15 protein-coding genes are annotated in these 15,340 nt (G+C 60.3%); 4 read left to right on the top strand and 11 right to left on the bottom strand.

Going from position 1 to position 15,340, the window contains the following annotated elements:
* Positions 1 to 166: 166 nt before the first annotated feature.
* The 5 genes from HDE77_RS05840 to HDE77_RS05820 form a co-directional block, all read right to left on the bottom strand.
* The gene (locus HDE77_RS05840) at positions 167 to 646 is read right to left on the bottom strand and encodes a VOC family protein (protein WP_184416216.1); all 480 of its coding nucleotides are present in this window, start codon (positions 644 to 646) and stop codon (positions 167 to 169) included.
* A 161-nt stretch (positions 647 to 807) separates the two neighbouring features.
* The gene (locus tag HDE77_RS05835) at positions 808 to 1,575 is read right to left on the bottom strand and encodes a class I SAM-dependent methyltransferase (protein WP_184416215.1); all 768 of its coding nucleotides are present in this window, start codon (positions 1,573 to 1,575) and stop codon (positions 808 to 810) included.
* Between the two features lie 12 nt (positions 1,576 to 1,587).
* Positions 1,588 to 2,181 (bottom strand): hypothetical protein, encoded by a 594-nt coding sequence (locus HDE77_RS05830; RefSeq protein WP_184416354.1) that lies wholly within the window; start codon positions 2,179 to 2,181, stop codon positions 1,588 to 1,590.
* Between the two features lie 14 nt (positions 2,182 to 2,195).
* A complete protein-coding gene (locus HDE77_RS05825) occupies positions 2,196 to 3,263 on the bottom strand; it encodes a transporter (RefSeq protein WP_184416214.1) in 1,068 nt (355 codons plus the stop codon).
* The gene (locus HDE77_RS05820) at positions 3,260 to 3,799 is read right to left on the bottom strand and encodes a hypothetical protein (protein WP_184416213.1); all 540 of its coding nucleotides are present in this window, start codon (positions 3,797 to 3,799) and stop codon (positions 3,260 to 3,262) included. The genes HDE77_RS05825 and HDE77_RS05820 overlap by 4 nt, the downstream gene beginning before the upstream one ends.
* Positions 3,800 to 4,024: 225 nt before the next feature.
* Between HDE77_RS05820 and HDE77_RS05815 the strand changes: the two genes are divergently transcribed.
* From HDE77_RS05815 to HDE77_RS05805, 3 genes are all read left to right on the top strand, one after another.
* Positions 4,025 to 5,503 carry a PLP-dependent aminotransferase family protein gene (locus HDE77_RS05815; RefSeq protein ID WP_184416212.1) on the top strand — a complete coding sequence of 493 codons (1,479 nt, stop codon included), beginning with the start codon at positions 4,025 to 4,027 and terminating at the stop codon, positions 5,501 to 5,503.
* Between the two features lie 126 nt (positions 5,504 to 5,629).
* Entirely contained in the window at positions 5,630 to 6,274 is a 645-nt protein-coding gene (locus HDE77_RS05810) for a hypothetical protein (protein WP_221444137.1), read from the top strand.
* A 286-nt stretch (positions 6,275 to 6,560) separates the two neighbouring features.
* Positions 6,561 to 7,022: a hypothetical protein gene (locus tag HDE77_RS05805; RefSeq protein ID WP_184416211.1), complete on the top strand. Its 462-nt coding sequence runs from the start codon at positions 6,561 to 6,563 to the stop codon at positions 7,020 to 7,022.
* 116 nt (positions 7,023 to 7,138) lie between these two features.
* Here the strand turns inward: HDE77_RS05805 and HDE77_RS05800 are convergent, their stop codons facing one another.
* Positions 7,139 to 7,780 carry an HD domain-containing protein gene (locus HDE77_RS05800; RefSeq protein WP_184416210.1) on the bottom strand — a complete coding sequence of 214 codons (642 nt, stop codon included), beginning with the start codon at positions 7,778 to 7,780 and terminating at the stop codon, positions 7,139 to 7,141.
* A gap of 161 nt (positions 7,781 to 7,941) precedes the next feature.
* On the opposite strand from HDE77_RS05800, the gene HDE77_RS05795 reads away from it, so the two are divergent.
* A complete protein-coding gene (locus tag HDE77_RS05795) occupies positions 7,942 to 8,913 on the top strand; it encodes a GlxA family transcriptional regulator (RefSeq protein WP_184416209.1) in 972 nt (323 codons plus the stop codon).
* A gap of 127 nt (positions 8,914 to 9,040) precedes the next feature.
* On the opposite strand, the gene HDE77_RS05790 is transcribed toward HDE77_RS05795, so the two are convergent.
* The 5 genes from HDE77_RS05790 to phaC form a co-directional block, all read right to left on the bottom strand.
* A complete protein-coding gene (locus tag HDE77_RS05790) occupies positions 9,041 to 9,544 on the bottom strand; it encodes a PepSY domain-containing protein (protein WP_184416208.1) in 504 nt (167 codons plus the stop codon).
* A 465-nt stretch (positions 9,545 to 10,009) separates the two neighbouring features.
* Positions 10,010 to 12,625, bottom strand: coding sequence for a DNA gyrase subunit A (gyrA, locus tag HDE77_RS05785; protein WP_184416207.1), 2,616 nt, complete (start codon positions 12,623 to 12,625; stop codon positions 10,010 to 10,012).
* 359 nt (positions 12,626 to 12,984) lie between these two features.
* Complete coding sequence (gene mtnA, locus HDE77_RS05780) at positions 12,985 to 13,998, bottom strand: S-methyl-5-thioribose-1-phosphate isomerase (RefSeq protein ID WP_184416206.1); 1,014 nt, start codon at positions 13,996 to 13,998, stop codon at positions 12,985 to 12,987.
* Between the two features lie 60 nt (positions 13,999 to 14,058).
* Positions 14,059 to 14,244, bottom strand: a complete 186-nt coding sequence (locus HDE77_RS05775) for a PspC domain-containing protein (protein WP_184416205.1) — start codon at positions 14,242 to 14,244, stop codon at positions 14,059 to 14,061.
* A gap of 27 nt (positions 14,245 to 14,271) precedes the next feature.
* Entirely contained in the window at positions 14,272 to 15,339 is a 1,068-nt protein-coding gene (phaC, locus tag HDE77_RS05770) for a class III poly(R)-hydroxyalkanoic acid synthase subunit PhaC (protein WP_184416204.1), read from the bottom strand.
* Position 15,340: the final 1 nt, after the last annotated feature.

The raw sequence follows: 15,340 nt of genomic DNA, 5'->3' as shown, positions 1-15,340 counted from the left end.
CGGGAACAGCAAGGGCATCTAACTTCGGCTTCTGGCCGCAAGCAGTCCTTGCGCGGCAGACGGTCAAGCGGCAACCTCGGGATATCCTCCACTACCGACCCTCAGCGGTCGTTACTGGGCACCACAGACAAGCGCTCGCGGCCACGAAGGCTAGCGTCCGGGGGCTCTAGCCTCGCCGAGCGGCCTCGATCGCAGCGATGTCGATCTTCTTCATTCCCATCATGGCTTCGAAGGCGCGCTTGGCTGCCGCTGGATCAGGATCGCTGATCGCGGCCACCAGGGCGCGTGGCGTGATCTGCCATGACAGCCCCCACTTGTCCTTGCACCAGCCGCATTGGCTTTCCTGGCCGCCGTTTCCAACGATCGCGTTCCACAAGCGGTCGGTTTCGGCCTGGTCGTCGGTCGCCACCTGAAACGAGAAAGCCTCGCTGTGTTTGAATGCAGAGCCCCCATTCAAGCCGAGACAAGGGATGCCCATCACGGTGAACTCGACCGTCAGGACATCGCCCTGCTTGCCTGCGGGATAGTCACCGGGCGCGCGATGGACGACTTTCACCGTGCTGTCAGGGAACGTTTCAGCGTAGAACGTTGCAGCGTCCGACGCGGTGCCGTCGTACCAGAGACAAATCGTGTTCTTGCTGATCATGTCGGCTCTCCCGAATCTGAGCGGATACACGCAAAGGCGGCCTGGGCAGCCGGACTAGTCTGGCTGCCATGCATACCATGGGGCGCGTGTATGCACGATCACGCCACGGTACTGATCGATTGAGGTCGCATCCAATGGCTATCTCAATCGGCTCATGCACGCTATTGCATCGGCTTGCGGAATTTCTCGATGAATTTGTCGGTTTTGCCTTTGATCGATTTATCGAAAATCGGCAGCGAGTGATTGTCATCCGGGTTGCGCAGGATGTCGCTGTCGCCGACAAGTTCGAAGCCGGCTGCGGTGACTTCCATCTTTGCTGCAGCGGGATCGATGCGATGCAGCGTATTGGTGTCCGAGATACCGCTACCTGGAGTGGCGGCATGGTCCAGCACAAGGAAGATACCGCCGGGCTTCAGCGCGTCAAAGATGGATTTGTCGATGCGCGCCATGTTCGCTGGATCCATGAAGGGATCGTGCAGGTCATGGTAGTTCTGGGACGTCCAAACCATGTCGACGCGCTCGGGAATGGCAATGGCTGCCACCGGCTGAACCAGGATCACGACGTTTGCATAGCCGCGCTTGCCAGCAAAGGTTTTCAGGCTCTGAAGCCGCTTCGGTGCAACCTTGTCCATCTCGGCGGGCTGGAGTGCATACACCACTCCCTTGGGACCAACGATCTTGCTGAAGATGCGTGTGTAGTATCCAGACCCCGGCATCAGGTCGACGACCTTGTCGCCCGGCTTGATGCCGGCGAAAGCCAGAACTTCGGCTGGCTTGCGATTTGCGTCCTGCGCCTTGTCTTCGGGCGGTCGACCGGCGTCGGCGACGGCTGCCGTGATGTATGCCGGTATCTCTGAGGCGGCTTGCACCGGCATGCTGGCCCCGGCGGCGAAAACAACGGCAACGACAAACAGACTGTTGAGCTTCATCAGGAAAACCTCCTATGGAACACGAGTATCTGTGGCTAGCCAGTTTACTTCCCAGGTCTTGCCCCCGTCGTCCGAGAATGCCTGTTCAAAATGACACGAATTCGAGGTGATATCCGAAATCACAAAGCGGACCAGGATGGCCCGGCCATTGAGTGTTTCCCGGTCGAAGAACTCACCGCGTCCGTTTTTGAACTCGCCGATCGTGGGTACGCCGATCGTACCACTGGCGCTACTGGTCACGTTGAGGCTCCATTGGCGGGCTTGCGGGTCATACAGGCGCAAGGATAGAAGTTCGAGGTGGCCGGCGCTGCCATCGACCTCAAGCTCCACCAGATTGGCGCGGCCATTCCACACCTTGCGCACGACGGTCGTGCCTTCGTACGTGACCCAGGTCGTGGAGCCGGTCAAGGGATGCACCAGACGCGAGACGTGCGTTTTCCAGGCACCTGTGTGGAAGTCGAAATCGTGCTGCCCGTCGCGCTGCGCGGGGCTACCCTGAGCACTTGTATTTGTCGCCTCCGAGCCCGGGTGTGCTAATCCCTGCCGTGCTTGCAGCACAAGCATCAGGCTGCAAATGAGGAGACAATTGGTAATAGGTCTGAGCATGTTGATCACCGTTCTCAATACACGATGTTGAGTGCCACGGCCGGAGTGACTGTGGTCACCGTGTTGTGTCCGCCCACGATCACGCGGGTGCCGAAAAGAACGCCCACGTTGGAATTCCAGTTGTATTCGATCGCCGGCGCGAAGCCGAACGCTACGCTGGAACCGGAGTTCAGCCGCACACTCGACGGATACGGCAGGCCGCTGGAATCCGACATGTCGATTCCGGTCACCGAAGTGTTGCGGTCGTGGCTATAGGTCAGATCGAGGGCCAGCACCCAGTTCTGCGTCACGCTGTACTCCCACGATGCATCAGCGGAAAACGCGCTGCCGGGCTTGGCATTCCCGCGAAACCCGGCATCGGTACCGTAGACACTGACGCCGTTCACGCTCGCATGGCTGGAAAACGCCTGCTCTATATCGAAGCGCATGCGCAGGATGCGGCCGTTCGACAGCCAGAAATATGTTTGGCTGTTGAGCTGCAACGTCGTGGTGTAGGCACCGCTGCCGAAGCCGTCGGTCGGCCGGTCGCCCAGCCGATCGTATCGCCCGGTGGGGAACGTTTCCTGGATCTCGAAGGAGGTCGTCGGAACCCAGCTGCCTTCGTGAAACTGGGTAAGTTGATACTGCGCCAGCAGGGTGAAATCGCCCAGCCCGATGCCTGAGCTGCTTTTGCCACCGCTCACCGTGTTGTAGCCCACGACGGGAATCATTCCAACGGTCAGCCGATTCGCGAGTCCGTAGAGTACGTAGGCGCGCGAACCGTAGCTGTTCGAATGCGCAGAGGCCACATCGTAGATATACGGCTCGATCAGAAAATGCCCGGGCGGCAATGTGCCAGCCGAGTTCGCCAGCATGGGCCCTGTCCACCAGGCATCGTCCTGCGACTGGCGCAAGGTCAGGGAGGCTGGCGTCTGTACCTCGGCGTCGCTGGAAATTCCGCCAGCCGGATCCGTTCCAGCCAGGACCTCTGAAGTTTGTGCCGCTGCCGAAAGAGGCTGCGCGAGATAGCCGAGCACGCACCACAGAAACAAGATCCCTGTGCGGCGAAGCGCAGACATCGCGCCGCGCCGATTCGCCTTCATTGACTCTCCCTTGTCAGCGTTGCAACGAAGTTGGGCTCCCAGGTCTTGCCGCCGTCATCGGAGAATGCCTGTTCAAAGCGGTGCGAGTTCGGCGTGATATCCGACCAGACGCCCCGAGCCAGGATGGTCCTGCCGTTGAAAGTTTCCTGATCGAAAAGCTCGCCCCTGCCCTGCTTGAATTCGCCGATCGAAGGTTGCTCCAGGGTGCCGTCGTCGCTGCTGGCAAAAGTCTGGCTCCACTGGTGCGACTGGGGGTTGTAGAGAAACAGGGTCATGCCTTCGAAGTGACCGGTTGGGCCATCGGCCTCGATCTCCTCCAGGTTGGCGCGACCGCCCCACACATTGCGAACGACAACGGTGCCATTGAGTTCGACCCACGTGTTGGAGCCCGTCAGCGGATGCAGCAGGCGCCGGATATGCGTCTTCCAGCTGCCGTGGGCGAAGTCGAAATCATGCTGGCCATCGCGCCCCCCGGCGACGGTGGCATTCCCGTTGCCCTGTGTTGTTTGCGCGGCCTGCGGACTTTGAGTCGGCATGACTTGGGTCGCTCCGCTGGGGCTTGTCTGTCCGGAAGCGTGGCCTGGCCAGAACACAAAGCCCATGGTGCAAAACGCGCAGTAAGCGCAGATTTTCCTGAACGCCGCCATTGGATGGTCCTCCCGCTGATGTAAGGTCAGTGCGGGAGAAAATAAGCCACGTAGTGGTTTACCAAAATAGCCACTTTGCTACGATGTGATATAGCCACTTCAGGGTTGACCGGCATGCAACGCATCTCCGCCAGCTTCCTGCCGCCGATCGCGCTGGACGTGAAAAGCGAGACGCCGATGTACCACCAGTTGTCCGACTGGTTTCGACGGGCAATCCTCGATGGGCAATTGCGGCCTGGGCAACGGGTACCGTCATCCAGGAACCTGGCTACCGAGCTGAAGATATCCCGCGTGCCGGTGCTGAGCGCCTACGAGCAGCTGTATGCCGAAGGCTACCTGGAGACCTTCGTTGGCGCCGGCACCTGCGTTGCCCGATCGATACCCGACGAGACATTGAAACCGGCAAACACGAAGTCGCGCAGTGCCCCGTCGGAAACCGCGGGTCAGCCGGCGCCGCGTCGAACCTCGCGGCGTGCGGCGTTGATGCACGCCCCCGCACAATCGTGGTTGAACAACCTGGGGGCATTTCGCGTCGGCGTTCCGGCGCTCGACCATTTTCCTGCCGGGGTGTGGTCGAAACTGGTGAATCGGCATTCGCGGCAGCCACGGGACACCATGGTCTATGGCGATCCGATGGGTTACCTGCCATTTCGCGAAGCCATCGCCGAATACCTGGGCGCGGTTCGCGCCGTCCGCTGCGACGCTTCGCAGATACTGGTGACGACGGGATCCCAACAGGGCCTGCAGATTGCCGCCCACGTTCTACTGGATCCCAAGGAACGGGTGTGGATGGAGGAGCCCGGCTATCCTGGAGCGCACCAGGCATTCACGACGGCCGGCGCGCAAATGATCCCGGTTCCGGTAGATCAGGAAGGCCTGGATGTGCCGTGGGGAATCCGCCGCGGCCGCGCCGCGCATGCGGTTTACGTCACACCGTCACACCAATTCCCACTGGGCACGACGCTGAGCGCCACGCGGCGCATGCAACTACTGAGCTGGGCCGTGCACAACGGCGCCTGGATCATCGAGGACGACTACGACAGCGAATACCGATTCGGTGGCCGACCGATTGCGTCCCTGCAGGGATTGGATACCGACGCGAGGGTCATCTATGTGGGGACCTTCAGCAAGGTCATGTTTCCCTCTTTGCGCCTGGGGTACGTGGTTGTTCCCAAAGACCTGGTGCCGGCCTTTTCCGCCGTCCGGGATGCGGCCGATACGTTTTCCTCCACGCTGTATCAGGTAGTCATGACTGACTTCATCCGCGAGGGACACTTTGCACGGCACATCCGTCGAATGCGTGTGCTGTACATGGAGCGGCGAGCGACGCTGGTGGAGGCCATCGCCAATCAGATGGGAGATCGGCTCGAGGTGATTGGCGCTGAAGCAGGCATGCAACTGGTGGCGCTTCTCCCTCATGGTGTTGACGATGAAGCGGTGGCGAGAAAGGCCGCCAAGGTGGGTGTGTCTGCCAGGCCCTTGTCCCGCTGCTATTTGAATCCGCCAGCCAGGGGCGGCCTGATTCTCGGCTACGGCGGGGCCAACACAGACGAAATTCGCGAGGGCATCCGCAAACTCAAGACCTGTTTCTGAGAAGCCGTGGCGATCGACCTGAAAGTGGCTATATCGCATCGCATCAAAGTGGCTATTTCGGTAAACCACTAGCTGGCTTAGCTTCTCCCGCACGTGACCTTCCATCCCACGATCGGAGACTGTTCAATGGCTCGTACATTGAAAGAGACGTCCAAATGGACTTTGCGCAAAGTCCTCGTGCTCTCGTTGGCAGCTTGCGCTGCGGGTAACGCGGTCGCGGCGCAAGCCGCGGACACGTCAGCAACGTCCTTGCCCCCGGGCTATACGACCATGCGCACAGGCACGGTGCACGACTTTGAATACTTCACCGGCGGATGGACGATAAAACAGCATCGCCTGAAGAAGCGTGGCGTGGGCAGCAACGAATGGGAGGATTTTCCCGCGACACTCTGCATGTCGCCCTATCTCGGCGGCATGATCACCGTGGACGAACTCTACGTGCCAACCAAAGGATGGGCCGGCCTGACCTTGCGTACATTCAATCTGGCGAAACACCAGTGGTCGATCTACTGGATAAGCAGTGACGATGGCGAGTTGGATACACCGGTGCTGGGCGGCTTCGACGGCAATCAGGGTGAGTTCTACGGTGAAGATCAGGACAATGGCCGCCCTGTGAAAGTCCGATTCAAGTGGAACAAGCTCGACCACGACCATGCTCGCTGGGAGCAGGCATTTTCGTACGACAACCACGCGTGGGAAACCAATTGGACGGCCGACTTCATACGCGCCGACACAACAGCGGTCTGCGTGGCTGGTCGTCCGAAACGTTGACCCCATAGGGAAAATCAATTTGCCCTGACCCGCTGCTGCTGCAGCGGCGGCTTGATTCATTCGTGGAATATCTCTCTCGTCGATAGCAGACATTGCGCTGCATCGCCCTGCTGACCGCTGCTGGCGTCCCCTGCCGGACCACGCGGACCTCCCGATCGCTTTTCAGCACTCTTCACCTACGCACAGGGCGATGTCGTGCGACACAAACCCGTGGGCGACGTGGTACCCCGCTTGCGAAGGCGTATCCTCCCTGTTCCCCCGTATCAGGTTCCCCATGCCAATGCAGATGTCCTTTCCCCAGGCAGGCTTCCTGAATTATCTGGAGCTCATCAGCGAATCCAATCAGCCGATCGCAAGCGCTTCACTGTCCCCGCTGCTTGCCCGCATTCTTCTGACTTCCGGGGGAACTGGGGAACCCACGAAAGCCACCGGCAACCTGATCCATCTGCTAAAAGCCCAGAAGGCCACGCTGCAGGCTGCATTCGACACGGCACTGGCCGCCGACGAGCTGCGTCGCTATCAGAAGTACGCCAAGCCCGGCCAACCCTCGCCTCATATTGTCCAGCTTCGACAAAAGCAGGCCGCCGCTCGACAGGCATCAAGCCAGTCGAAGCAAGCATTGATCAAGGCCGCTGCTGCGTTCGTTCGGGATGCCGGCATCGAGGTTCCGGAACGTGTGGCGCTTGAGCTGTACATCACCCGCTGGATCGATATCAACGTGCCGAAGGGCTTTGCTCCCGCGACATAGCAAGGGCCATCCCTGGCGTGCGTTTCACTGGACGAGTCGAGCAGAACCCGCTGGATCACGACAGCTTCTGCGATCACGCTCAACTGAAGCGGATACTTTGGCTTTCCCCAAGCTGCTCAGCCTGGCCACGCCGAGTTCTGGATGACGCTGCAGAAATTGGTTCGGTGGAAATGCGGATCCTTCAGCGCCATCACGTCCGACTTCACGTTGCCAAATGTCGTGTCTGGCTTGTGCTTGATGCCCTGGTAGAACGCCTCGACGATGTCCTCTTTGAACTGCGGGCTACGCGGATGAGCGTCCACCACGAGCTGCCGGTCTGCATCGGACACCGTTGCGAAACCGAGCCCTAGCACATCCATCTCGACACCAGCCGTGACCAGCGCAACCTCGGCCTTCTTGTGTTGGGGAATGCCGGGAGTCGTATGCAGTGCGATGGCATCCCAGACGATATCGATCGACGCTTCGGCGATTCCGTGACGCCGCAGAAAGTCGCGCGATGCGTTGGCTCCGTCGACTTCAAAACGCTCGGTGGCGCTGCTGTAGGCTGGCATCAGACCCATGTCGTGAAACATCGCGCCGATGTAGAGCAGCTCTGGATCGAACGCCAGCTCTCGCTTCTTTCCGCTAAGCGCACCAAATAGAAACACGCGCCGGGAATGGTGATACAGCAGTGCCGTTTCGGTATCACGAACCAGTTCAGTGGCTTGTCGTGCCAGCTGGCTATCAGGGATCTGGATGCCGGCAATAGTCGTGCTCATGTACGGATACCTCCAAGGGGTCGGGCGCTGGCGTTTGACGCAATGCCTCGCTCAGTGGGTTCATTGGAGTACGATTCGCAGATGGCAGTAATAAGACACTAGTATCAATTACTGCCAACTTGTCGCCAATCAAGACACCTTACGTGCAAACCCGAAATGTCATGACCAAGACCATTGCGCTATTGGCATGCCCCGGCGTGCAGATGCTGGATGTTTCCGGCCCACTGGACGTGTTCGCCGAAGGCAACCGACAGTGCGGCCGTGCTGACGCTTACCGGTGCAAGGTGATCGCGGCCTCGTCGCGCGCCATCGAGAGTTCGTCCGGCGTGCGCATTGTCCCGGATGGCACTATTCGCGACGAACTGGAGTCTTTCGATACGGTGCTGGTCGCTGGCGCGCCACACATCACCGATGCTCCCACCCAGGTGACCATGCTTGCATGGCTCTATCGCGCGGCACTTTCGGCACGACGTTACGGATCGATATGCAGTGGGGCGTGGATGCTTGCCGCAACCGGCCTGCTGGATGGCCGAAGAGTTACCACGCACTGGAACATAGCGGCGCAGCTGCAACAAAACTTCCCCGATGTGATTGTCGAGCCGGACGCGTTTTACGTCAGGGATGGACCTGTATGTACATCGGCCGGGGTCACTTCTGGCATGGACCTCGCGCTGGTCCTGGTCGAAGAAGATCTCGGACAAACAGTCGCAAAGGCCGTGGCGGATCAGTTAGTGATGTTCTTCAAGCGGCCCGGCGGGCAGCTTCAATTCAGTCGTCAAGGTAATACTCAACCGGGCGGTCGTCTGGTGCTGCAGGAACTACAACGCTGGGTAACGGCGCATCCAGAGGCAGATCATTCCGTCGCCGCGCTCGCCGCACGCACGGGACTCAGTCCGCGCCACTTCGCGCGCGTATTTCAAAAGGAGATTGGCATGACTCCCGCCGATTTCGTCGAGGTGGCGCGTGTGGAGTCGGCGCGTCGCATGCTTGAGCAAGGGCAAGATCCACCCAAGCGCGTGGCATCGTTGTCTGGCTACGCCGACGTGAACGGCCTGCGCCGCGCTTTCGTCCGCCGCATGGGCATGACGCCAGCGAGCTACCGCAAGCTTCATCGCAGTGGCAATGAAGGATAGAAGCGGAACGGCCGAACTTCAGCGTTGAGCGTCTGTTATCAGCGTTCACCGCTGATGCAAAAAAGCCCGATGCGATCATCGCATCGGGCTCCTCTTTGACCTTCGCGAACTCCGCGAACGTAATGAATCAATCGCGCGATTTGGCTACCACGCTGCCATCGTCGGGATCGACCAGCAGATCGACGTCATCGCCATGCGGAGTCTTGGCTTCGGCGGCCCACAGACCTTCGTCGAACTTCACGTCCTTGACGTTCTGGTAGCCCGCAGTAACCAGCTTGGCGCTGATCTCGTCCTTGCTGAGTTTGGAAGGTGCATCGGCTGCGTACACCTTTCCGTTGACCGGTCCGACTGCGAGTTTCACCCACTGTTTGTTGCCGCCGCGAGCCTTGCTGCGCCACACACCATCCTTGAACTCCAGGTCCTTCACTTCCTTGTAGCCGGCGTTGCCGATCGCGGTTTTGACGGCATCCTCGGTCGACCCGCCAGTCGGCGGTTGCGCCGCCCACGTGGTTACCGTGGTGGTGTGACGCGCGGTACTGGTCGTCGACTGCGAGGCCGCAGGCATGTCCTGCGCGAGGGCGGCGCCGCAAACAGACAGTCCAATCAACAGGGGAAGCATGCGCTTGATCATGGAGAACTCCTTGGGTGTTGAAACGAATCGGCGTCGCCGCTTGCGCAGGCGTCGTTCAAACCGGTGTGAATCGGCGCCTAAGATTGGGCGCCGATCCCTACACTCCGATAAAACCACTATGTTCAGGACGGCAACGTGAAAACGTTCGTAGCCTGTAGCCATCTGCATTGATTCCGGCAAAGCTGCGCGTGAAATCAGGAAGTTACTGATTGCGCTTGCGTGCACTTTCGCGTTGTCTTCACGCTATCGTTCTTGTTGCGGGAAATGAATGGCACGACAGTTGTTGAAGCACGCGGATTCAAATCTCCGCGACCATCCGCTCCATGTCGCGGGCATTCTTCATTTTTCAAAGTAGCCCTACGTTCCCGCACAGATATTCTGCGCGGTCGATTCGACGACACGTGCAACGCTGAAACGAAAAACCCCCGGCATGACCGGGGGTTTTCTTTCAGCACAACACCAAGCTTATTCTTCGGTAGCCGCTGGCTCGATCGTATCTGTGCCTTCGCCATCGGTTGGCATCGGCACATCGACGATGGCAGCCTCGTCGCCGTTGTCTTCTTCCGCATCCAGCCGCATCACGCTGACCAGCGTTTCGTCGGCAGGCAGACGGATCAGGGTGACGCCCTGGGTGTTGCGGCTGAGCTGCGAGACCTCGGCAACCCGGGTACGCACCAGCGTGCCCTGGTTGGAGATCAGCATCAGCTCGTGTGCCTCAGTGACCTGGGCCGCTGCCACCAGTGCGCCATTGCGCTCGGAGCACTGGATGCCGATCACGCCCTGGGTGCCACGTCCCTTCTTCGGGAACTCGGCCAGCTCGGTGCGTTTGCCGTAACCGCGCGCTGTGGCTGTCAGGATGTCACCTTCGGCCGCCACGATCAGCGATACCACGTTCACGCCTTCAGCAAGCCGCATGCCACGCACGCCGCCGGCGGTACGGCCCATCGAACGCACGGTGTTCTCGTCGAAGCGATTGACCTTGCCGTTGGACGCGAACAGCAGGATGTCGCTGTTGCCGTCGGTGAGTGCGACATTGACCAGCGCATCGCCCTCGTCCAGCTTGATGGCGATCTTGCCCTTCTGCAGCTGGAACGCGAATTCGGTCAGCGGGGTCTTCTTCACCGTACCCTGGCGGGTAGCGAAGAACACGAAGCGATCTTCGGTGTACTCGCGCACCGGCAATACCGCCTGCACTTTCTCGCCCTCACCCAGCGCGAGCAAGTTGACAATCGGCTTGCCACGCGCGCCAGGGCCCGCATCCGGCATCTGGTAGACCTTCAACCAATAGACGCGACCCGTGCTGGTGAACGTGAGCAAGGTGTCGTGCGTGTTGACGACCCACAGCTGCACGACGAAATCCTCGTCCTTCAGGGTCGATGCCGAACGGCCCTTGCCGCCGCGTTTCTGCGAACGATAGGTGCTGGCCGGCTGACGCTTGATGTAACCGGTGTGCGATAGCGTGACCACCACGTCTTCCGGCGCGATCAGGTCAAGCACGTTGAGATCTTCCTGCGAATGCTGGATCTCGGTGCGACGTGCATCGCCGAACTCGGCCTTGACTGCCTCGAGCTCGCCGCGGATCACTTCGAGCAGGCGCCCCGGATTTTCCAGGATATCGATCAGGCCACGGATCGTTTCCAGGATCTGCCGGTATTCGTCGGAAAGCTTTTCCTGCTCCAGCCCGGTCAGGCGTTGCAGACGCATCGCCAGGATTTCCAGCGCCTGCGCTTCGGACAACTGATAGCCGTCTTCTTTCAGGCCATCGCGCGGATCCATCTCCTCGGGCCGCGACGCATGCGCGCCGGTGGCCGAGAGCAACGAGCGCACCAAGCCTGCTTCCCAGCGCCGTGAAACCATGCGCTCGCGCGCTTCGGCCGGTGATGGCGAGGTCTTGATCAGCTCGATCATCTCGTCGATGTTGGCCAGCGCGACGGTCAAGCCTTCAAGGATATGCGCGCGGGCACGTGCCTTGCGCAGCTCGAAAATCGTGCGCCGGGTAACCACTTCGCGACGGTGGCGGATGAAAGCCTCGAGGATGTCCTTGAGGTTCAACAGGCGCGGCTGGCCGTCCAGCAATGCCACCATGTTGATGCCGAACGTGACCTGCAGCTGGGTCTGCTGGAACAGGTTGTTCAGCACCACGTCACCCATCGAGTCACGACGGATCTCGATGACGACGCGCATGCCGTCCTTGTCGGACTCATCGCGCAGCTCGCTGATGCCCTCGAGTTTCTTTTCCTTGACCAGCTCGGCGATCTTCTCGATCAGCCGCGCCTTGTTCACCTGGTACGGCAGCTCGTGAATGATGATCGTCTCGCGACCATTCGCCTCGGTCTCAACCTCGGCCTTCGCGCGCACCAGGATGCGACCACGACCGGTGCGATACGCCTCGATGATGCCGGACGAACCGTTGATGATGCCGTAGGTCGGGAAATCCGGACCCGGGATGTACTGCATCAAGTCGTCGATGCTGAGCGTCGGCTCGTCGATCAACGCGATCGTCGCGGCGATCACCTCGTTGAGATTGTGCGGCGGGATATTGGTGGCCATGCCGACCGCAATACCGGCCGAACCGTTGACCAGCAGATTCGGCACGCGCGCCGGCAACACCAGCGGCTCGTGCTCGCTCTCATCGTAGTTAGGACCGAAGTCGACGGTCTCCTTGTCGATGTCGGCGAGCAGTTCGTGGGTGAGGCGCGACATGCGCACCTCGGTGTATCGCATCGCGGCGGCGTTGTCGCCATCCACCGAGCCGAAGTTGCCCTGGCCATCGACCAGCAGATAGCGCAACGAGAACGGTTGCGCCATGCGCACGATCGCGTCGTATACCGACTGATCGCCATGCGGATGGTATTTACCGATCACGTCACCGACCACGCGGGCCGATTTCTTGTACGGTTTGTTCCAGACGTTGCCCAGTTCGTTCATCGCGAACAACACGCGACGATGCACGGGTTTCAGACCATCACGAACATCCGGGAGAGCGCGGCCCACGATCACGCTCATGGCGTAGTCGAGATAGCTCTGGCGCATCTCATCTTCGATGTTGACGCGAATGATTTCTTTGGCGAGTTCTGCCATGAATCGGCTTCCCTGATAACGAAAAAAAGGACGCTGGCGCCGCGCCTCCAGCGCATGCGCAAGCGACCCGAAATCAACCCGCTGAGTGTAACACGTATGACACCAAAGCGACAGGATTTAGTTGTTTTTAATCAGTAACTTACGGTGGCGTTTTGGAGTGACTGAAAAGCCCTCCGCGCACTGTCTAAAATTTGATCAGCTCGGGTATCGCCGAAGCGGCTGGCGCTGTCATCACCGGCCAGCGATGCAAAGCCGCAAGGTTCATCTGCGATAGCGCGCAACCCCCTCGCGAGCGCCGAGTCGAAGCTCAGCAGCCGCCGACGCCAGCCGTCGCAAGCAGCATCAATCGCGGGACAGCTTCACCATCCGAACATCGCCTGCATCGCGATACTATTTGGCCGTTCGATCACGCCACGTTCGGTCACGATCGCGTCGATCAGTTCGGCGGGCGTCACATCGAACACCGGGTTCCATGCCTGCGCCCCTTCAACCACTGTGCGCTGGCCAGCCGTGCTGAGCAGCTCGGTGGGATCCCGCAACTCGATCTCGATTTCCTCACCGGTGCCGGTGGCCATGTCGACGGTGGAGGACGGCGCTACCACCATGAATTTGACACCGTGGTATTTCGCGCTGATCGCCAGCTGGTACGTACCGATCTTGTTCGCCGTATCGCCATTCGCGGCGATGCGATCGGCGCCAACGATCACCCACTGCACGGCACCGGATTTCATCAGATGCGCGGCGGCAGAATCAGCAATCAGCTGTGCCGGAATGCCATCACGCACCAGCTCCCACATGGTCAGCCGTGCACCCTGTTGCCATGGTCGCGTTTCGCCGGCATAGACCCGGGCGATCTGGCCCATGGCCACGCCAGCACGTATCACGCCCAGCGCCGTGCCATAACCCGCGGTGGCCAGCGAACCGGTATTGCAGTGGGTGAGCACACCGGCATGCGCGGAAATCAGCGACGCACCCAGCTCACCCATCTTTCGGTTGGCCGCCAGATCTTCGTCCTGGATGGCTTGGGCTTCGCGTACCAGCGCGTCAGCATCAGCACCGGCTGCGATGCGTCGTTTCATGCGGTCCAGCGCCCACATCAGGTTCACCGCAGTGGGTCGCGCCGCACGCAGCGTGAGCAGCACCTCGTCGAGCGATTCGCCCTGCTTCGCCGCCAGCGCTACACCCCACGCCGCAGCGATGCCGATCGCCGGAGCGCCGCGCACGACCAGGTCCTTGATCGCCTGGGTAATCTGGTCTGCGTTGCGGCAATCGATCCAGCGTTCCTCTCGCGGCAGCAGGCGCTGATCGAGTAATCGCAGATGGTCGCCCTGCCATTGCACGGCGCGGATGCGGTCGTAACGGTCGTAATCCATGTATGTCTTTGCTACTCAGTTAAACGAATGCGATCTGATCGGCCCATGAAACAGGTTTGCTCACGGCGCTTCGGGCATGACCAGCCACATGATCAGATAAAGCAGGATGCCCGATCCACCCAGCAGGGTCAGCAAGACCCAGGCAACCCGCACCAGGGTCGGATCCCAGCCAAAATATTCAGCGATGCCTGCACAGACGCCAGCCAGCGTCCGGTCATTGCGCGAACGATACAGACGTTTTTCCATAAGCCAGTGATCTCCGCGGGAAGGATGTCAGTCTCTCGCACTCAGCCATTGATGGATAGCCGGGGGCACCTCGCGCTGTGCGCGGCCGGACACGTAGATGCCGATGTGGCCACCCTTGAATGCGAGCTGGGTGTAGTCGGTGGTGCCGACATGCCGGCCCAGTACGCGTGAGGCATCCGGCGGCACCAGATGATCCTGCTCGGCGAAGATGTTCAGCACCGGCTGCGTCACCATGCCCAGGTCCACCGGTTTGCCGCCGATCTCGAGCGTGCCCTTGATCAGCTTGTTGCCCTGGTAGAAATCCTTGATGAACTGGCGGAACGCCTCACCGGCCTGGTCCGGCGAATCGAAGATCCAGCGCTCCATGCGCAGAAAATTCTCCAGCTCGGTCGGGTTGTCGAGGATGTCGACCATGCCGATGTACTTCTGCTGGTTCAGTCGCATCGGCTTCAACGTGAGGTAGACATAGTTCATCAGGCCAGCGGGAATGTTGCCCATGACGTCGACAAACTGATCCACATTCAGATTTCGGCACCAGTGCGACAGCATGTTGTCCGGCGTGTGGAAATCCACCGGCGTGACCATGGTGATCAGGTTCCTGACCTTGTCCGCATGCAGCGCGGTGTAGCACAGCGAGAACGCGCCGCCCTGGCAGATACCCAGCAGGTTGATCGCGTCCAGCCCGTGGCGATTGCGCACGACGTCGACGCAGCGATCGAGATAGCCATTGATGTAGTCGTCCAGCGTCAGCCAGCGATCGGCACCATCGGGATAGCCCCAGTCGATCAGATAGACGTCCTCGCCTTGCTCCAGCAGATTGCGCACCATCGAGCGGTCCGCCTGCAGGTCGGTCATCCACACCGTGTTGACCAAGGCATAGACGATCAGCAGCGGGGTGTTTGAGGTCGGCTTGCCATTACCCTTGAAGTGCCAGACCTTCAGCTTGTCTTCGCTATAGACCAGTTCGCGCGGGGTATTCGCATACTCCGGCTCGCGCATGCTGCGCAGGTGGCTCATGCCGGCCGCGAGCTTGCGTTGGAACGTGGCGATGTCGCCCAGAGCCTTGGTCGGATCGATACGCAGTGGCGTGTACATG

This window comes from Rhodanobacter sp. MP7CTX1 (assembly GCF_014205795.1).
In the GTDB taxonomy this organism is placed as follows: Bacteria; Pseudomonadota; Gammaproteobacteria; order Xanthomonadales; family Rhodanobacteraceae; genus Rhodanobacter.
Note: the sequence above shows the minus strand (reverse complement) of the source record. Positions and strands in the feature narration are given on the sequence as shown.